This is a genomic window from Owenweeksia hongkongensis DSM 17368 (assembly GCF_000236705.1).
In the GTDB taxonomy this organism is placed as follows: domain Bacteria; phylum Bacteroidota; class Bacteroidia; order Flavobacteriales; family Schleiferiaceae; genus Owenweeksia; species Owenweeksia hongkongensis.
This window is the reverse complement of record NC_016599.1, coordinates 2,576,487-2,591,664: the sequence shown is the minus strand read 5'-3', so window position 1 is coordinate 2,591,664 and position 15,178 is coordinate 2,576,487. Positions and strand designations below refer to the sequence as shown.

The 15,178-nt window shown below is 38.4% G+C and carries 16 protein-coding genes; 3 read left to right on the top strand and 13 right to left on the bottom strand.

Annotated elements, in window-relative coordinates; translation table 11 throughout:
- Nucleotides 1-25: 25 nt before the first annotated feature.
- The gene (locus OWEHO_RS17935) at nucleotides 26-709 is read right to left on the bottom strand and encodes an HAD family hydrolase (protein ID WP_014202640.1); all 684 of its coding nucleotides are present in this window, start codon (nucleotides 707-709) and stop codon (nucleotides 26-28) included.
- Nucleotides 706-1,287, bottom strand: a complete 582-nt coding sequence (locus OWEHO_RS11445; RefSeq protein WP_014202639.1) for a helix-turn-helix domain-containing protein — start codon at nucleotides 1,285-1,287, stop codon at nucleotides 706-708. The genes OWEHO_RS17935 and OWEHO_RS11445 overlap by 4 nt, the downstream gene beginning before the upstream one ends.
- Before the next feature lie 217 nt (nucleotides 1,288-1,504).
- Between OWEHO_RS11445 and OWEHO_RS11440 the strand changes: the two genes are divergently transcribed.
- On the top strand, nucleotides 1,505-2,707 hold the full coding sequence (locus OWEHO_RS11440; RefSeq protein WP_223252685.1) for a TIGR03364 family FAD-dependent oxidoreductase: 1,203 nt from the start codon (nucleotides 1,505-1,507) through the stop codon (nucleotides 2,705-2,707).
- Between the two features lie 46 nt (nucleotides 2,708-2,753).
- On the opposite strand, the gene OWEHO_RS11435 is transcribed toward OWEHO_RS11440, so the two are convergent.
- The 9 genes from OWEHO_RS11435 to OWEHO_RS11395 all read right to left on the bottom strand — a co-directional run bounded on the left by OWEHO_RS11435 (nucleotide 2,754) and on the right by OWEHO_RS11395 (nucleotide 10,949).
- Nucleotides 2,754-4,577 (bottom strand): glycosyltransferase family 39 protein, encoded by a 1,824-nt coding sequence (locus tag OWEHO_RS11435; protein ID WP_014202637.1) that lies wholly within the window; start codon nucleotides 4,575-4,577, stop codon nucleotides 2,754-2,756.
- A 2-nt stretch (nucleotides 4,578-4,579) separates the two neighbouring features.
- Nucleotides 4,580-4,789, bottom strand: coding sequence for an RNA-binding S4 domain-containing protein (locus OWEHO_RS11430; RefSeq protein ID WP_014202636.1), 210 nt, complete (start codon nucleotides 4,787-4,789; stop codon nucleotides 4,580-4,582).
- 68 nt (nucleotides 4,790-4,857) lie between these two features.
- Nucleotides 4,858-5,334, bottom strand: a complete 477-nt coding sequence (locus tag OWEHO_RS11425; protein WP_014202635.1) for a Dps family protein — start codon at nucleotides 5,332-5,334, stop codon at nucleotides 4,858-4,860.
- A gap of 125 nt (nucleotides 5,335-5,459) precedes the next feature.
- Nucleotides 5,460-6,764 (bottom strand): N-acetylmuramoyl-L-alanine amidase, encoded by a 1,305-nt coding sequence (locus OWEHO_RS11420; protein WP_014202634.1) that lies wholly within the window; start codon nucleotides 6,762-6,764, stop codon nucleotides 5,460-5,462.
- Nucleotides 6,761-7,390, bottom strand: coding sequence for a DUF6048 family protein (locus OWEHO_RS11415; RefSeq protein ID WP_041627579.1), 630 nt, complete (start codon nucleotides 7,388-7,390; stop codon nucleotides 6,761-6,763). The genes OWEHO_RS11420 and OWEHO_RS11415 overlap by 4 nt, the downstream gene beginning before the upstream one ends.
- A gap of 28 nt (nucleotides 7,391-7,418) precedes the next feature.
- Complete coding sequence (locus tag OWEHO_RS11410; protein ID WP_014202632.1) at nucleotides 7,419-7,895, bottom strand: DUF6452 family protein; 477 nt, start codon at nucleotides 7,893-7,895, stop codon at nucleotides 7,419-7,421.
- A 28-nt stretch (nucleotides 7,896-7,923) separates the two neighbouring features.
- A complete protein-coding gene (locus OWEHO_RS11405) occupies nucleotides 7,924-8,526 on the bottom strand; it encodes a hypothetical protein (RefSeq protein ID WP_014202631.1) in 603 nt (200 codons plus the stop codon).
- 203 nt (nucleotides 8,527-8,729) lie between these two features.
- On the bottom strand, nucleotides 8,730-9,299 hold the full coding sequence (locus OWEHO_RS11400) for an NUDIX domain-containing protein (RefSeq protein WP_041627578.1): 570 nt from the start codon (nucleotides 9,297-9,299) through the stop codon (nucleotides 8,730-8,732).
- Nucleotides 9,300-9,356: 57 nt separating this feature from the next.
- On the bottom strand, nucleotides 9,357-10,949 hold the full coding sequence (locus OWEHO_RS11395) for a toxin-antitoxin system YwqK family antitoxin (RefSeq protein ID WP_014202629.1): 1,593 nt from the start codon (nucleotides 10,947-10,949) through the stop codon (nucleotides 9,357-9,359).
- A 516-nt stretch (nucleotides 10,950-11,465) separates the two neighbouring features.
- Between OWEHO_RS11395 and rpiB the strand changes: the two genes are divergently transcribed.
- Nucleotides 11,466-11,900 (top strand): ribose 5-phosphate isomerase B, encoded by a 435-nt coding sequence (rpiB, locus tag OWEHO_RS11390; protein ID WP_014202628.1) that lies wholly within the window; start codon nucleotides 11,466-11,468, stop codon nucleotides 11,898-11,900.
- On the opposite strand, the gene OWEHO_RS11385 is transcribed toward rpiB, so the two are convergent.
- Both OWEHO_RS11385 and OWEHO_RS11380 read right to left on the bottom strand, forming a co-directional pair.
- On the bottom strand, nucleotides 11,884-12,759 hold the full coding sequence (locus tag OWEHO_RS11385) for a hypothetical protein (protein WP_041627577.1): 876 nt from the start codon (nucleotides 12,757-12,759) through the stop codon (nucleotides 11,884-11,886). The two genes, rpiB and OWEHO_RS11385, sit on opposite strands and share 17 nt — an antisense overlap.
- 186 nt (nucleotides 12,760-12,945) lie before the next feature.
- Nucleotides 12,946-13,557, bottom strand: coding sequence for a hypothetical protein (locus OWEHO_RS11380; protein WP_143764584.1), 612 nt, complete (start codon nucleotides 13,555-13,557; stop codon nucleotides 12,946-12,948).
- A 186-nt stretch (nucleotides 13,558-13,743) separates the two neighbouring features.
- Here OWEHO_RS11380 and OWEHO_RS11375 point away from each other — a divergent pair, with 186 nt between their 5' ends.
- A complete protein-coding gene (locus tag OWEHO_RS11375; RefSeq protein WP_014202625.1) occupies nucleotides 13,744-15,177 on the top strand; it encodes a sodium:solute symporter family protein in 1,434 nt (477 codons plus the stop codon).
- Nucleotide 15,178: the final 1 nt, after the last annotated feature.

Sequence of the window (15,178 nt, the reverse complement as noted above, 5' to 3'; positions counted from 1 at the left end):
CCGCCATTTTGCGGGCTTTTTTCATTTATATCTCTGGAACCCTTGCTGTTTCCACAAGCTGTAAAAATGAAGTTAAATCCGGGTACTTGGATAAAGCCAAATAATCTTTTAGTAAAAGAGCTTTCTTCAAGTTTTTCTCAGGGTCTACACCAACAAAACGAAGGTTTAACTTTTTACAAGTAACCAAATCCCAGTAGCCATCCCCTACATATACTACATCAGTAAATTCCTTTTTGTAATGACGCTGTGATGCCACTATGGCCTGGGTTACAATTTCATCTCTGGTGAAATATTTATCTGATGTAGCCATTGGCACTTTTGGCAAAGGAAAGCCTGCTGCTCTTAATTTTATTTCTGCAGATTTACGCCAGCAGCCAGTTGCCAAAGCATAAGGTATTTCGTTTTTCTTTAATTCCTTCAAAAGTGATTGAGCACCCTCTGCGGCTTCAAACTTTGTGCTTTCAGCTTCCAATCTCAGGTTTATCAAAAACTGCCGTTTGAATTCTTGTTCTGAAAATGAATCATTGTTTTGTGCCATAGCCAGTTGAAAGGCTATGTATGAATCAGTAAAGTGCCACTTTTCATTAAACGAAAACTTAAACTTTCTTGTGGTGGCTAATTGTTTTACCGTGCGAGTGAAGCATTTTTCATCAATAGCATTGGTTTTGGTAAGGGTGCCATCAATGTCAAAAACAATTAAACGACTCATGATGGACTATGATCAAATAAATATACAATGAGCATTACAGTATCCTCAGTACCTCTATTCTCCGGTACATGTGGAATTCTTCCATTAAAATATAACGAGTCTCCCGCTTCAAGCTCATACTCATCTTCACCTATAAGATAAGTCACATTACCACTCAAAATGTATTTATACTCATAAGCATCGGTTACTACCTTTTCGCGCTTAGCACCAGGTTTTAAGGTTAGCATTACACATTCCAGCGTAAGCTTATCTATTTCTGTAGTAGTAATGTGATGATAGAAAAAACCTTCGGCTTCCTCTTTTTCAAAAGGATCATACTCTGACTTCTTTATAACCCTTACATCTTGATGTGGCTCCCCATTCCCAAATCCATGAAAAAAGTCCTCGGCATTAGTTTCGAGTCCTCCTATTATAGAAAGTAGTACGGGTAAACTAGGTATGGTTCTACCATTTTCGATTTTTGAGATAAGTCCTTTACTAACATCTGCCCGCTCAGCTACGGCTTGCACTGTAAGGCCATTTATTTTTCTTACCTCTTTTAACTTCCTAGCTATTTGTAGAAGTAGTTTTTCGTTCATCTAAATCTTATTGTGGGTTTAGAATAAAGTGCAACAAACTTACATCTAAATATTTCAATCTGCTTAATGCCAATGCCTAGTTTAGTTTATTAATAGTAAACAAATATTTCCAAAATAACTTAATTTTAACATTAAAGTGTAGTAATAGTAAACTTAGTACTTTTCTTTTGCTCAAAAGATTAGCTATGACAAGCAATTGGTTTATCCGTTTAAAATTATGTGCAATCGTACTGACTATTGCAACATGTATAGCATTAATAATATGGACATGAAAAGTGATGTTTTGGTAATAGGTGCGGGTATAGTTGGATTGGCCCATGCCCTAGCGTTTGCAAAGCGTGGAAAAAATGTAACTGTGGTTGATCGCGATTCAAGAGCGGTAGGTGCTTCGGTTAGAAATTTTGGTATGGTATGGCCCATCGGACAGCCAGCCGGTAAACTTTTAAATCGAGCGTTGATTTCCAGACAAATTTGGGCCGATATTGCCAATGAAACTCAAATTTTTAATGATTCTGTTGGCTCCATATGTCTTGCATATGAAGAGGATGAGCTAGCACTTCTTCAGGAGTTCTATGAATTACATCAAAACAGCGCATATAAGCTGGAATGGGTAAGTCCTGATAATCTTAAAGAATATAGCAAAGCAGCAAAGTCCGAAGGTTTCTTAGGAGGATTGTTTTCTGCTACAGAATTGATTGTAGACCCTAGGGAAGCTATTGCTAAAATTCCTCAATATCTCAACGACAAATATGGCGTAGAGTTTTTGTGGAATCGCCCCATACAAAAGGTAGAGTCAGGAAAGGCCTGGAGTGCTGATTTTTGTTTTGAAGCAGAACATATTCTAGTTTGCACTGGTGCCGATTTTGAAGTGCTGTACCCTGAAGTTTATAGTAAAACCTCCATAACCAAGTGTAAATTACAAATGATGCGCACTTTACCTCAACCCAATGATTGGAGATTGGGGCCAGCTATTAGTGGAGGTTTGACCTTATTACATTATCAGGCTTTTCAAGAGTGTAAATCCCTATTGCCTTTAAAAGAACGCGTGCAAAAGCAAATGCCTTATTATGTAAAATATGGAATCCATGTAATGGCATCCCAAAATGGTTTAGGAGAAATAATTATAGGAGATTCTCATGAATATGCGCAAACGCATGACCCCTTTAATCGCGAGCATATTAATGAAAAGATACTAAGCTATTTTCATAAAATGGTAGAACCCGTAGAGGCCAGGATAAGTGAACACTGGCAAGGAATTTATGCTAAAATGACAGACGGGGCAACTGAATTTGTATATCATCCTGAAGCGGGTGTAACTATAGTAAATGGCTTAGGAGGTGCTGGTATGACTTTAAGTTTTGGTTTGGCCGAAGAAACGGTTCCTGAAGTCTTAGAGCAAAAAGAGCCCATTATAATTTAATTAAAAAAACACTCTTCTAAAGCGAGTCCAAAAGTGGACTCGCTTCTTATTTCAGCTCATGTTGAAGGCCATAAAGCAAAGGGTTTCCTTCTCGTATTTTTAAGCAGGCATGGTTCATATATATCTTCCTCTTTCCCATGTTCCAAAGCATAATTTGCACTTTGCTTCCCTTAATTGGAACGTTTGTATCGCGCACCCTCACACTAAAGAAAGAAGTAGTTGTTTCATTCCTGTTTTTTGATAAATCTACTTTTTCTGCTCGCCAGTCTAAAACTTTTCCCTGTTCATCGGTAGCTTGCCATACCCAATGCAGTTCTCCAGTTCCTGCAGTGCTATCTATAATCACATTCCCGTCAATCACATTGTCTGTAGTTTCTATTAGTTCATCCAGATTTCCATTAAATATGGGTATCCACTCGTGCTCTATCCGTAATTGTTCTTTGTACCTACAACGTTCACTGCTGTATAGTTTTTCTTTTCCGCTTTTCGCTAAGGCGTAAAAACTACCATTGTCATAATTTACTTCTCGCTCCATGTAGGGAAAATAATTAGCCATTATATTCATCAGCACCGGGTCAGCACTTGATACATAACCATAGGTCAAATATTGATCCGTAGATTGATTTAGCTTCTCCTTCAAGCTCTCTCTATTATATCCATTTTCTATCCATTCATACTTTCCTTTTGCACCATATACCTTTTCATAATGAGCGTTTATTTCTGGATGCGAATTGATAAAATGAAGTGTTCCCGCATCATCCAAATCCATGGTTTCTTTTACAATTTGATCATAAGATGAATTATAAAAGAGCTGATAATACTGTCTTTGGTAAATCGTGGAATACACGCATACGCTCGCTAATACAACAAAAAGTACGAGCTCTTTTTTGTAGTCCATTTTGGCTAAACCACCAAATAATGCCAGCAACAAAAAAGGAAAAGCAAAGATTAGAACCGATACCTGAAGGATAGGATTTACTAAATGTGAGTAAGCAAAACCAATGGTAAATGGAATGGCAAACCAAAGAACCATAAGTCCGCGAGTTCCGAGTTTTCCTTTCTTCCCAAAAAAACTAGCAACAAAAAGTATGGCTACAGGAATATACACCCACCATGAAAAATTGAAGATATACTTGACATAATGAATAAAGAAATCTGACTCTGGAGCCCCTAACCAACCATCCGCTCCACCTACTCCGCCTTTTTGAATCTGTACCCAAAAGATGGGCAAGTTGGGTGCATATAAAATCAATGATGCTACTAAGGCTAAGAAGTATTTCTTCCTTTGATTAGCCTCCACCATAAATATTCCACTTACAGCAATTACCGCTGCCTGTACGGCACTAAAATGATGGTTATAAGCACAGAGTGCCAAGGCTACCGCTAAGCCTATGTAATCCCTTAATTTTTGGCTTTTTTCATAAACTATGTTTTGCCAAAACAGGAAAAGCAACAACACCAAAAACACTCCCGACACATACGGCCTTGCAATTTGCCCATAATACATACTGTAAGAAACCGTAGCTAAAAGGGTAGAAGACACTACGGCCGTGGATGTTCCAAATCTTTTTTTTGCTAAAACAAACAGCAGCCCCACCGCCAATATCCCCGAAAGGATGAAAGGAACCTTTACCCACACTTCTCCTTCACCACCAAGCATGGTCCAGTAGTATAAAAATACTTGCACACCTGCCGGGTGAAAATCTACTTCTACACCTTTTTCTATGAGGTCTGAAAAGTTGTCGAAATGTGTTCTGTTTACTGCGCTAAACTCATCATGCGTAAAGGGAATGTCTGAAACATGATAGAACCTAAGAGCTGCCGCAAGCGCTAATATTAAGAATAGCAGTATGTATGCGCCACGCTTCATTTTTACTTAATGGAAACTTTTTCTCCACCAAATTCTATCACATCTCCGCTGCGCAATTTCTTTCTTACTTGCGTTTCTGGTTCACCGTTTAGTAAGGCTTCTCCATCGCTAATTCTAATTTTAGCTTCCCCCCCTGTACCTACCATTCCCAGCGTCTTTAGCAAGCGGTTTAACTCTATAAATTCTTGGTCGTTCAGTTCGAATGTTTTCATATATGTGTAAATAAAAAAGCACCTCAAATGTAGGGTGCTTCCAAAGTATCAAAATAAATTATGTTGTTTTATTTGCTTTGATGCGCGGCATACATCCACACAAGCTTTTCTTGCTCGGTAATATAATCGCTCATAAGTGAGTTTGTACCTTCATCACCTATCTCTCCAGATAGATCTAAAAGAGCACGCTGCATGCTGATGATAATCTTAAAAGCTGCCAAAATTCCTTCAACACAAGCATTTCCGTCAGATACCTTTCCACTTTCCTTTACTTGCGACACTTTAACGTATTTGGTGTAATTATGCTCTGGGGTATGTCCCAATGTCAAAATACGCTCAGCTATTTCATCAATCTTTAGCTTTTGATCATTGTACAATTCCTCAAACTTTTCGTGAAGCACAAAAAACTGCTCACCTTTTACATTCCAGTGATAACCTCTAGTGTTTTGGTAAAACACAGAATAGTTTGCCAAAAGATCATTTAGTCCTTTTGCTAATTCTTCAGTTTTTGCTTTGTCTAATCCTATTGCATTGGTTCGATCCATGGTCATGTTCTTTTTTAAATTCTGAGATTAAAATTAAAGTTTGTTGATTTATTTTCTACTGATAAATATCAGTCGATTTACATTATATCTAAGGCCGTTCCATACTTTTTGTTCGTAGATAAAACCTATTTGCTCTTCATCAATTTCAATATCCTTTCAGAGTCTTCTCCTTTCACTTTTAGCAAATACATTCCTTCCTGCAGCTCAATCACATTTACTTTAGCCTCTCTAGAATTCGTGTAGTTTATATCCAGAGCCTTCTCCTTTCCGCTAAGGTCAAAAATGCTTACCTCCACTATTTCCTCAGTTCCTTTTATCTCCACTATTTCTTTAGCAGGATTTGGATAAACTTCCCAAACGCTTAACTCTTTCTCTTCTATATTTACACCTTGCATGCAAGATTTTGAGGCTAAGCGCTGACGAATTTCTGGTAACTTACTGTACAATGAATCCCCGGGACAAGTAGTTCCTTTTGGGCAACCGATTGGTGCTGTGGAGGAGTTTCCATCTCTATGTGAACTGATGTTAAAAAGATTGAGTTGAGAGGTAGAATGCACGCTCATTCCATCTGGGTCAATATTGAAATTGCTAGCTTCATAAGCCAATATATTTAGTAAGCTTCCAATTGATGTATCTGTAGGAGCCTGGCTTTCAAAATTTCCAATCATACAAATACCCAACGTGTAGCTGTTCATGCAGCTAAAATGAGAACCCTGAACTCCGCTTCCTCGTCCTTCATAAATCACCCCATTAGGGTCTACCAGCCAATTGTAACCAATATCATCCCAGCCATTGGTGTTTACATGAAAATCCCAATAGTATGAAACCACATCCTTATAATTTGTATTTGTATTAAATCCTGCCGAATGATGTACTATTAGATGCGTAGGGACAGTAGGGGTAGGGGTGCTATCCGCAGGACAATCATTTTCTCCCCAGCAATAGCGCGAGCAATAAATTGGTAGAGGGCATCCGGCAACAGCTGTCGACTTCTTCCCCGTATTTTCTATTTCAACCTCCCCATTTCCTTGCGGGAAATACAAACGAAACGTCCATGCATTGTCAGTTATGTGATTACTTCTAAACTGTATGCTATCAAAAGACACAGTAATAGGTGCAGCTTCAAATACGGTTCTATCTTCAAGCTCTACCTCATGATACAGTTCCATACTTTGCCAAGCTTCCCATCCATCAATTGCATAAATGCGAAAAGATAAATCACCCAGTAAGTGGGCTTCTTTATTAAAAGCTGTTAATCCTATAAAACTTTGATTGTTTGAAGCTTCTATGGCTTCTACTGTGCTGTAATGATACTCACCCTTACTAAAACCGTCTATACTAAAATCAACCTTTATTTCTCTGGTTTGGCTCAATGCCGTTCCAAACATTGCAAAGGCAAAAATCAGTATTGACGTTAACTTGTATATCACTTTGGTGGTTTACTTATTATCTCCTTTTTGAAAGGAATTCTATAGCTCAAGGTCCAATTGTAGGTAATGGTAATATTTTTTTCGCCTGACCCATATCCTGGTATCACGTAGGCATCCATGCGGGTATCTCTCTTACCCCATAAGTATATTCCACTTCGTATTGACCATCCTATAAAGACATTTTTCATGAAGAAAAGTTCGGCCTTCATTCCCAGCACCAACTCCACCCAATTGCCATTAAAGCTTTCCTCTCTTATCGACTCTTGGATAGGACCCCAGTAATTCTCAATGGTAATATCTGCCGCGCGATGTTTATATCTCGATACCCCATATCGAAGGCCCACTGTAACTATATCATCTGTAAATTCTGATTTTAATACATCATAATCAAAACCCAGTTTAAAATAACCTCCTTGAAGATCGTACTTAAAATTACTTCTATCTACATGTACTTGCTCAGCGCCAAACTCTGTTGCGGCAAACCAGTTTCTCTTCCATTGATAATCTCCCGTAACTTCCCAACCAGTACGTTCGGGCAATAATTGATGTACCAATAAATAACTAGCATCTACACCTATACGTAAGCCCTTTGTAGTAAGTGGCTCACGCTCGCTACCTTGAGACATTGTAGACAAGGTACACAGTATAAAAACACTACTTAATATATACCTTGATATTCTCTTTGTCATCAGTATTTACATCGTTATCCGTAATATTTACTGCCTCTATAAAATTGGTAGTGTTTTCCACCTTACTAAGCGTATAGTTTGGCACAAAGCCACATACCGTATTTATCAACTGTAATTTAGAAGTATAGGTAAAAGTGAGAGTATCAATAATGCTATCATTTATTAATATAAAACTCCGCTCACTAAAATCAGGGGAGAGAGGCATGGTAAATATATCCACCTGCGTGCTGCGATTATTGAGCTTCTCATCTTCCTTGTCCAACCCATAAAGCGTAAATACAGGTAGCTTGGTCACTATCTGCGTTCCTAAACTATCTCTTAGATAAAAGGTTCCCTGCACCTCTGATGAAAATGCTTGTGCGCACTGTTGTTCTTCACAGGACAATAACCCTAGAGTAATACTAAGTACCACTAACAACAAAGTGCTTTTTCCTAATTTCATTAATGCTCTCACTAAAAAAGGGATGTGCTTACACCCCTCTCTGTTTATTAATTTCGTCTTGTAATTCTCTTCGCAATTTTTGTTCCCTTTCCAGTGAACGCTTTTTGTATTCCGCAAATTCTTCCTCTACATCATTCAAATTACTCTTTGCCAAACTAGAAGCAGAATTACTGCTTTTAAAACGGAAAATGAACACTAATAGTAACAATACTAAAACACCAATCACAGACCACATCACGGTTCTGTATCCTGATTTTTCCATTGGCATACCCAATAGAGCTATGCTGTTCTTCTCTTCATTTACAGTATTCAAGCTATCCTTTGTATGCGCCAACTGCGCTTTCAGTTGGTTAATTTCCTGCACTTGAGACTTAGCTAAATCCTGCGCTTCTTTTTTGCTTTGCGCGAATGCCTCTAGGCTATCATTCAGGTTTTTTTCAAACTTTGCTACCCAAACTTTTTTGATAACCTTGTACTCCTGAAAATCATTTGATTCTTCTATCAGGTAATCATACTGACTTTTTAAAGTACCATTGTCCAAAGATGGTTTTTCTTCTTCCGTTTCTTGAGCTATTCCAGTGTTGATAAACAATACCGAAGCCATTAAGAGTAGTGTCGCTCTTATTTTCATCAATAAATTTCTATTTGCGTTGCCTTCGCAACTATTTGTACATGGTTAGTAATGCTAAATAAACCGTTTGCGAAAGCTTTTAACCGATGCTTAAATTATAAAAGTTGAGATTGTTTTTGTGCAAAACATAAATATTCCACACTGTATTTTAGATGTTAAACGCCAAAAATAAGTTTATCCCTTCAATTAGCGAAAAGCAAATTTTATATCTGACCAGCTTCTTTTAATATCTTATACTTTAACACTCCTGTAACACTCAAGGAATCAACTACCTCCCCAGAAAGAACCATGTTATAAAGCCCATCAAAAGAAACTTTTCTAATATCCAGCTTCTCCGTTTCGTCAGGGTTGGTTTCGTGCTGTGTAAGTCCCGTTGCCACGTAAATTTTTACACGCTCTGTTGTAGCAGAATTACTCAAATCCATCTCCTGAATCAACGTTAGTTTTTCTGCTTTCAATCCTGCTTCTTCCAGTAATTCTCGTCTTGCAGATTCTTCTGGATCATCCTCTAAAGGACCACCGCCTTCTATTATTTCCCAGGTATATTTTCCATCAAAAGGAAACCGCTCCTGACCCACAATCCAGGTATTTCCTTCTTCATCTATGGGAATTACACCAATTGCTAAATTTTTAAAATGAACCACACCATAAATTCCTTTACCACCATTGGGGTTCAGGATTTGGCTTTCGCTTACCTGTATCCATGGATTGTCATATTTTATCTCGGTGCTCAGCTCTGTCCAGCTGCCGCGTTTCTTTGGAAAATCACTCATAAAAAAACCCTTTGCGCAAAGAAACACAAAGGGTTTTAATTCCATTATAAACAAGGTTTAACTATTATCTCTTTCCTTCTCTCTTTCTTCACGCTCCTGTGTTTCTTGTTCCAAAGCTCTTTCCAAACGTTTACCGTATTTTATCTTATCTCCATTGTATTTTACTTCTTCTCCATTTTCATATTCAATGGTAATTGTTCGAGCTCCTGTTTCGCTAAAATACTCCCAAATGCCATCCTTTATTCCACCACTGTAATTTCCTCTGCGCTTTACTTTTCCATCAGGATAATAATAGATGTGCATCCCATTTTCCAGGCCGTTTTCATATTCCCCTTCAAAGGAAAGCTTGTCGGTTGCTAAGTAGTAAAACTTCCATTTTCCCTTTCTTTCTCCTTCAAAATAGCTACCCTCTTCCCGGTGGTCGTTTTGCTCAAATACCCATGGACCATCTTTAAATCCTTCAATATAATTTCCTTTCGCTATCACAGCACCTGTATCGTTATACTCTATAGAAGGACCGTCTTCCTCGCCCATCACATATTCTTCTTCACGCCAGGTTTGACCATTAGGATAAGTCCATGTCCAAATTCCATCAGGCAAGCCATTCATATAACTTCCAGTTTGTTCTACAGTTTCATCCCTGTAATAATATACCCATTTAGAAATTTTCAGATTGTCCTTATATCGCCCTTCGGATTTCAACTCTCCAGTTTCGTAGTATTCTTTCCAAGGGCCTTGTCTGCGGCCTTCTTCATCCACTATTCCTTCAAACAATACTTTTCCATTGTGGTATATTTTTGAAGAAATAACCTCGCCATTCTCATCATAATTTCGGTGTACACCCTCTGCTACACCATCACGATAAGAACCTTTAAACGACAGTTTTCCTGTTTGTGGGTTTATCTCCCTTCGTATTTCAATTTTTACCGTCTCCTGAGCATTCTCCTGAAGAACCCCCATCACCCACTTTTCAACACGCTTTAAGTTTCCGTTTGGCTGATAGTATTTCCAATAGCCATGTTTAAGATCATTCACATAAGGCCCTTCATTATCCACAGCTTTATTCTTGAAAAAAGTCATCCAAATTCCCTGCTTTTGCTCCTGCTGATCTTTTCTATTGATGCGTTGTTTTTTGGTAAGCACACCACCCTTATAGGTGAGCAGAGTTATTACCAAACCCTCCTTGTTGTACTCATAGCCAGCGCCTTTTGACTTTCCATCTTCAAAAGGGGTTTCCTGTTTTAGCTCACCTGTAGGAAAATAATATTCTCTTGTAAATCCTTGAAGCTGATCCTCCTCAAAGTTTTCTTCCTTAGTAACTTTGCCCTCGCGAAAAGTTTTTCGCAAGCCGTTCTTCTTATTTTCAGAATAGTTGATTTCAACTGTTTTGGCGCCATCTTCATTGTAAAAAATCCATGGGCCATCCAGCATATAATTCTTGCGGTTTCCTTCAGCTTTTATATTTCCATTGCGATAAAAGCTTTTCCAATAGCCATCTGGCTTGTCATCTCTCAGGTAGCCTTCTGAGCTTTTTCCTCCCGTCTCGTAGTAGTAAGTCGTAAACTGTAAGCTGTCATTTTTATCCGTTTGTGAGAACGAATGTAGACAACTCATCACAAGTGCCAGAGTGAGGGGAACTCTTAATAACATATATATTTTCTTCTTTTTAAATTTTATAAATCTATAGTAGTAATAATGGGCTGTTAATAAGGTTGACAAAATTTTGGACACTTACTTTGTAGAGTCATTTTTGAGGGGTTATTCACAGCTTATGAGCCATTATTATGCAAACAAGAGTTTCATTTTTAAGGACAAACGAATTTAATTAACAATTGTTAGGAAGCATTGTTAATAGCCAATTATTGAAAACAAATATCAGGCTCACGGTTAATATAACTCCTTAACAAGGTGAAAAAGTACAAAGCAATTAATGACAGCTTGTGAGGTATTATTCAGATACTTGAACATAAGAGAGTATATTTCGAAAATGCAAGAACTTATTTTGAAGAGTAATTAACACTGGCTTAATCTTGTGTTCATATTGGCTGTTAATTCTAAAAGATTGATTTCAAGTATTCAATGAAGGTTATTAACAGTTACTAACAGTGCCTTATCTTTGCCCCGTGCAAAGCACAATAAGTGTTTATAAAAGCAAAAAAACATACCATGAATATCTCTTTAGGATCAGATCACGCTGGTTATCAGCTAAAAGACAAAATCGTAAAGCACCTTGAAGACAAAGGAATAAAAACAAAGGATTTTGGAACACACGGAGATGCTAGTGTTGATTATCCGGATTTTGGACACCCAGTAGCAACTGACGTTACCACAGGCATGGCAGATTTAGGAATTGTAATATGCGGAAGTGGGAATGGTATTAATATGAGTGTGAATAAACACAAGGGTATTCGCTCGGCACTTTGCTGGAATGAAGAATTGGCTTCATTGGCCCGCCAGCATAACAATGCAAACGTATTAGCACTGCCAGCGCGTTTCATTTCAGAAGAAATGGGAATCAAAATTGTGGATGCCTTTTTGGATGCCGAATTTGAAGGCGGCCGTCACCAAAGAAGAGTAGATAAGATTAGCGTGGAAGGATAATAGTTTTCAACTTCTCAACAAGGAGCAACATTTGCTCTTCATTGTTGAGGTTACCACTCCCTTCTAACTCTATATAGTTAATGAGATAGTAAGAACTATAAAGCGCGGCCTCCTTGCGATGAGCCGCGCTTGTCATTGCATAGCCATCAAAGTTTATCCAATATATTGGTTTTGCTACAGCAAAAAGCTCTTGAATAAAAGGAGCTTGTGCATAACTCAGCCATTGATGATTGGTGTTTGGGGCCAGCTGTTCTGCACCAAATTCATTTGCCCAGGTATTAGAAATTCGTGTCTTTAACTCATCAAGGTCTACAATATTCTTAGCGTGGAGTATTTGCGTTTGGCGAGGTGTTAAACTATCCGCAATTACCCATTCGGAATAATCATGTAGTGGACTTTTAATTCCTATGTTAATAATAATAGAAGTATCACTTTGTAGAGGGTGGCTCAATTTAGGAACTAGATAAGCTCCTTCACCGATACCTATTAGTATAAAGTGGTCGTATTGGCCAGCAATTTCTTGTTGATAAACGGAAACAATATCAGCCAACCTTCCTTCACGAGAGTCTAAAGAGTGAACATCTTGTATTGTAGATCCCGGTTTATTGACCACCAAAATATCATATCCTTCTTTTTTTAGTAAAGAGGTGGCCTCTGTATTGGCAATATTCAAAGTATCCGGATTGTCGGGAAGTATAAGGGCAACTTTGGAACTGGATTTTTTTTGCTTAAAAATCTGATAGGGTACTTCGCGATAAGGTTGGTTAGTATCTATTTTTTCCTGATATACCACGGTGGTTTTGCAGCTTATCAGCAAAAGGAAGCAGCAAAGGATGAATATGTGCTTGGTGTGTTTCATTATTAAAATAGTAAGGCAATAATAATGAGAATTGTGGAAAAGGGGAGGAGAACGTTACGGCAAGAGCTATTGAGGCTTTCCGTAAATTCCTAAAGAATCGCGATCTACATCGTCCACCGCGTCTTTGTCTATCGGATATGAAATGTCGGTATTAGCTTTAGGGGTTGATGTAGGCAGTGATTTTTTTTATTTTTTCTTCGTCCATATTTCTCCACCTTTATTTCTATAAGCAACCAAACCATCTTGGTCAGTCCAATACACAACTTCAATTTCGGTGGAGTCTTTTATTCTTTCAGGATATCCATGTTGAACTTTGTAGTAATTCGTCAAAGTCAAATTATTAAGTTCTAAGGGTCCTGTATTGAACTGTCCAATTAGGCTGTCCGTTGTTGAGTGAAAGTCTTTAAAATCGATATTGTATTGAATGGTTTTTCCAATAGGATATTTGCTAATCCAAAGCAATCCTTGATAGTCAATTTCAATTTCGGCTTCTTTGGTCATGTCTTGTGAAGTTCCATGCCATTTGTCTTTTGGAAGGTGCTTTATTGTTACCCATCTTGTGTTTGAGGGTTGTCTTGATATTAATCCACCGCAGTTGTCAAATTTTTCATTTTCATAACCCATTATCTTGATGGTGTCAATGTTACCTGAGTTGCTTTCAAAAAATATGGTGTCGCCCGTTTCATAGTCAGCGAAATGCCTTAATTCTTGGTTATCAAATTCCAAGTCCTTTTTGTCAAATGAACAGCAACTATTCAAAATCAATGAGATTGTTAATATGATGAAGATTCGTATCATTTTTGGCTTGCTGCCAACTAGTGGCTAACGATGTCATCGTTATATATAATATATAAAACACCCTGAAACCTTTTCAGGGAGCGGATTGTGAAGCTAAAAGAAAAATAGCAGCCCTGGATTTTGATAATACACTGGCTATGAGTTAGTTTTCCCATCCATTATATTATTGCCACCTTTGTTAGCGTTTTGATTCATCCTATAGATCTCACCATATTTATTGCTTACCTGCTGGCCATGCTCGGTGTGGGTTTCTACTTTATGCGTAGAAACAAAAATGTGGATGACTACTATGTGGGTGGCCGTGGAATGAGCAGTGGACACATTGGCTTGAGTGTAGTAGCCACAGATGTTGGTGGCGGTTTTTCTATCGGTTTGGGAGGTTTAGGCTTTGCGATTGGCCTTGCGGGTAGCTGGATGCTTTTTACTGGTTTGGTTGGAGCCTGGCTTAGCGCGATAATCTTAATTCCTCGGGTGTTTAAGCTTATTTCAAAACACAAGCTTTTCACCTTTCCGGAAATATTTCTTCACCTTTTTAATAAACGAGTAGCGCTGATTGCCGGAATCATTTCAGCTATTGGTTATATCGGCTTTACAAGTGCACAAATTTTGGCTGGTGCCAAATTAGCTACAGCAACTTTTCCAAGTTTAGATTTACAGCAAGCGGTTTTAATAATGGGAATTACGGCTGTTGTCTACACAGTTTTTGGTGGACTAAAAGCCGTGATATATACAGACACCGTACAGTGGTTGCTGCTTATGGTGGGTTTAGTTTTTATAGGAATTCCTTTAGGTTATAAAGCCGTGGGCGGTTGGGAAGGAATTACTTCCACGCTCGATCCTAGCTTTCTTGACATTTGGAATGTAGAGTGGCAGCAACTTCTCAATTGGGCAATTACAATTATTCCCATCTGGTTTATCGGGATGACGCTGTACCAAAGAATTTACGCGAGTAAAGATGAGAAAACAGCCAAGCGAGCTTGGTTTATTGCCGGGCTGTTTGAGTGGCCTGTGATGGCTTTTATGGGTGTGCTTTTAGGCTTGTTCGCTAGAGTAGCCGTACAGCAGGGTCTTTTTGAAGGGCTTGGCTATGGATCTGTAGCTGATATGGATAGCGAAATGGGCTTGCCCGTAATGTTGCGAACTGTCCTTCCGGTAGGTTTGATGGGGCTGATGATGTCCGCTTATTTTTCAGCAATAATGAGTACAGCGGATAGCTGCTTGATGGCCGCCAGCGGAAATGTGGTAACCGATATTTTGTCGAATGTGCTTCCCGTAAAGGAGGAAAAGTTGTTGAAATATTCACAAGTGGCCACTTTTATAATTGGAGCCGTGGCGCTTTTGCTGGCTACCGTAATGACCAATGTGCTGGATTTGATGTTGCTGTCCTATTCCTTCATGGTTTCGGGATTATTTATTCCGCTGATAGCTGCACTTTTCTTTAAAAAGAAAGACTCAAAAGCCGCCATAGCCGCTATGATAAGCGGAGGAACAACCACGCTAGTTTTGGAGTTATTGAAAAAAGAAGAAATCATACAAATGCCCTGGAATATCGATCCCAACATTTTCGGGATTTTAATGTCTTTAATAGTGTACCTATTGGTATCCAACAGAAAAAATTAAG

Excerpts from the sequence above, each read along its gene's own strand:
- OWEHO_RS17935 (WP_014202640.1), bottom strand. The coding sequence starts at position 709 with ATGAGTCGTTTAATTGTTTTTGACATTGATGGCACCCTTACCAAAACC.
- OWEHO_RS11445 (WP_014202639.1), bottom strand. The coding sequence starts at position 1,287 with ATGAACGAAAAACTACTTCTACAAATAGCTAGGAAGTTAAAAGAGGTA.
- OWEHO_RS11440 (WP_223252685.1), top strand. The coding sequence starts at position 1,505 with ATGTGCAATCGTACTGACTATTGCAACATGTATAGCATTAATAATATG.
- OWEHO_RS11435 (WP_014202637.1), bottom strand. The coding sequence starts at position 4,577 with ATGAAGCGTGGCGCATACATACTGCTATTCTTAATATTAGCGCTTGCG.
- OWEHO_RS11430 (WP_014202636.1), bottom strand. The coding sequence starts at position 4,789 with ATGAAAACATTCGAACTGAACGACCAAGAATTTATAGAGTTAAACCGC.
- OWEHO_RS11425 (WP_014202635.1), bottom strand. The coding sequence starts at position 5,334 with ATGGATCGAACCAATGCAATAGGATTAGACAAAGCAAAAACTGAAGAA.
- OWEHO_RS11415 (WP_041627579.1), bottom strand. The coding sequence starts at position 7,390 with ATGTCTCAAGGTAGCGAGCGTGAGCCACTTACTACAAAGGGCTTACGT.
- OWEHO_RS11410 (WP_014202632.1), bottom strand. The coding sequence starts at position 7,895 with ATGAAATTAGGAAAAAGCACTTTGTTGTTAGTGGTACTTAGTATTACT.
- OWEHO_RS11405 (WP_014202631.1), bottom strand. The coding sequence starts at position 8,526 with ATGAAAATAAGAGCGACACTACTCTTAATGGCTTCGGTATTGTTTATC.
- OWEHO_RS11400 (WP_041627578.1), bottom strand. The coding sequence starts at position 9,299 with ATGAGTGATTTTCCAAAGAAACGCGGCAGCTGGACAGAGCTGAGCACC.
- OWEHO_RS11395 (WP_014202629.1), bottom strand. The coding sequence starts at position 10,949 with ATGTTATTAAGAGTTCCCCTCACTCTGGCACTTGTGATGAGTTGTCTA.
- rpiB (WP_014202628.1), top strand. The coding sequence starts at position 11,466 with ATGAATATCTCTTTAGGATCAGATCACGCTGGTTATCAGCTAAAAGAC.
- OWEHO_RS11385 (WP_041627577.1), bottom strand. The coding sequence starts at position 12,759 with ATGAAACACACCAAGCACATATTCATCCTTTGCTGCTTCCTTTTGCTG.
- OWEHO_RS11380 (WP_143764584.1), bottom strand. The coding sequence starts at position 13,557 with ATGATACGAATCTTCATCATATTAACAATCTCATTGATTTTGAATAGT.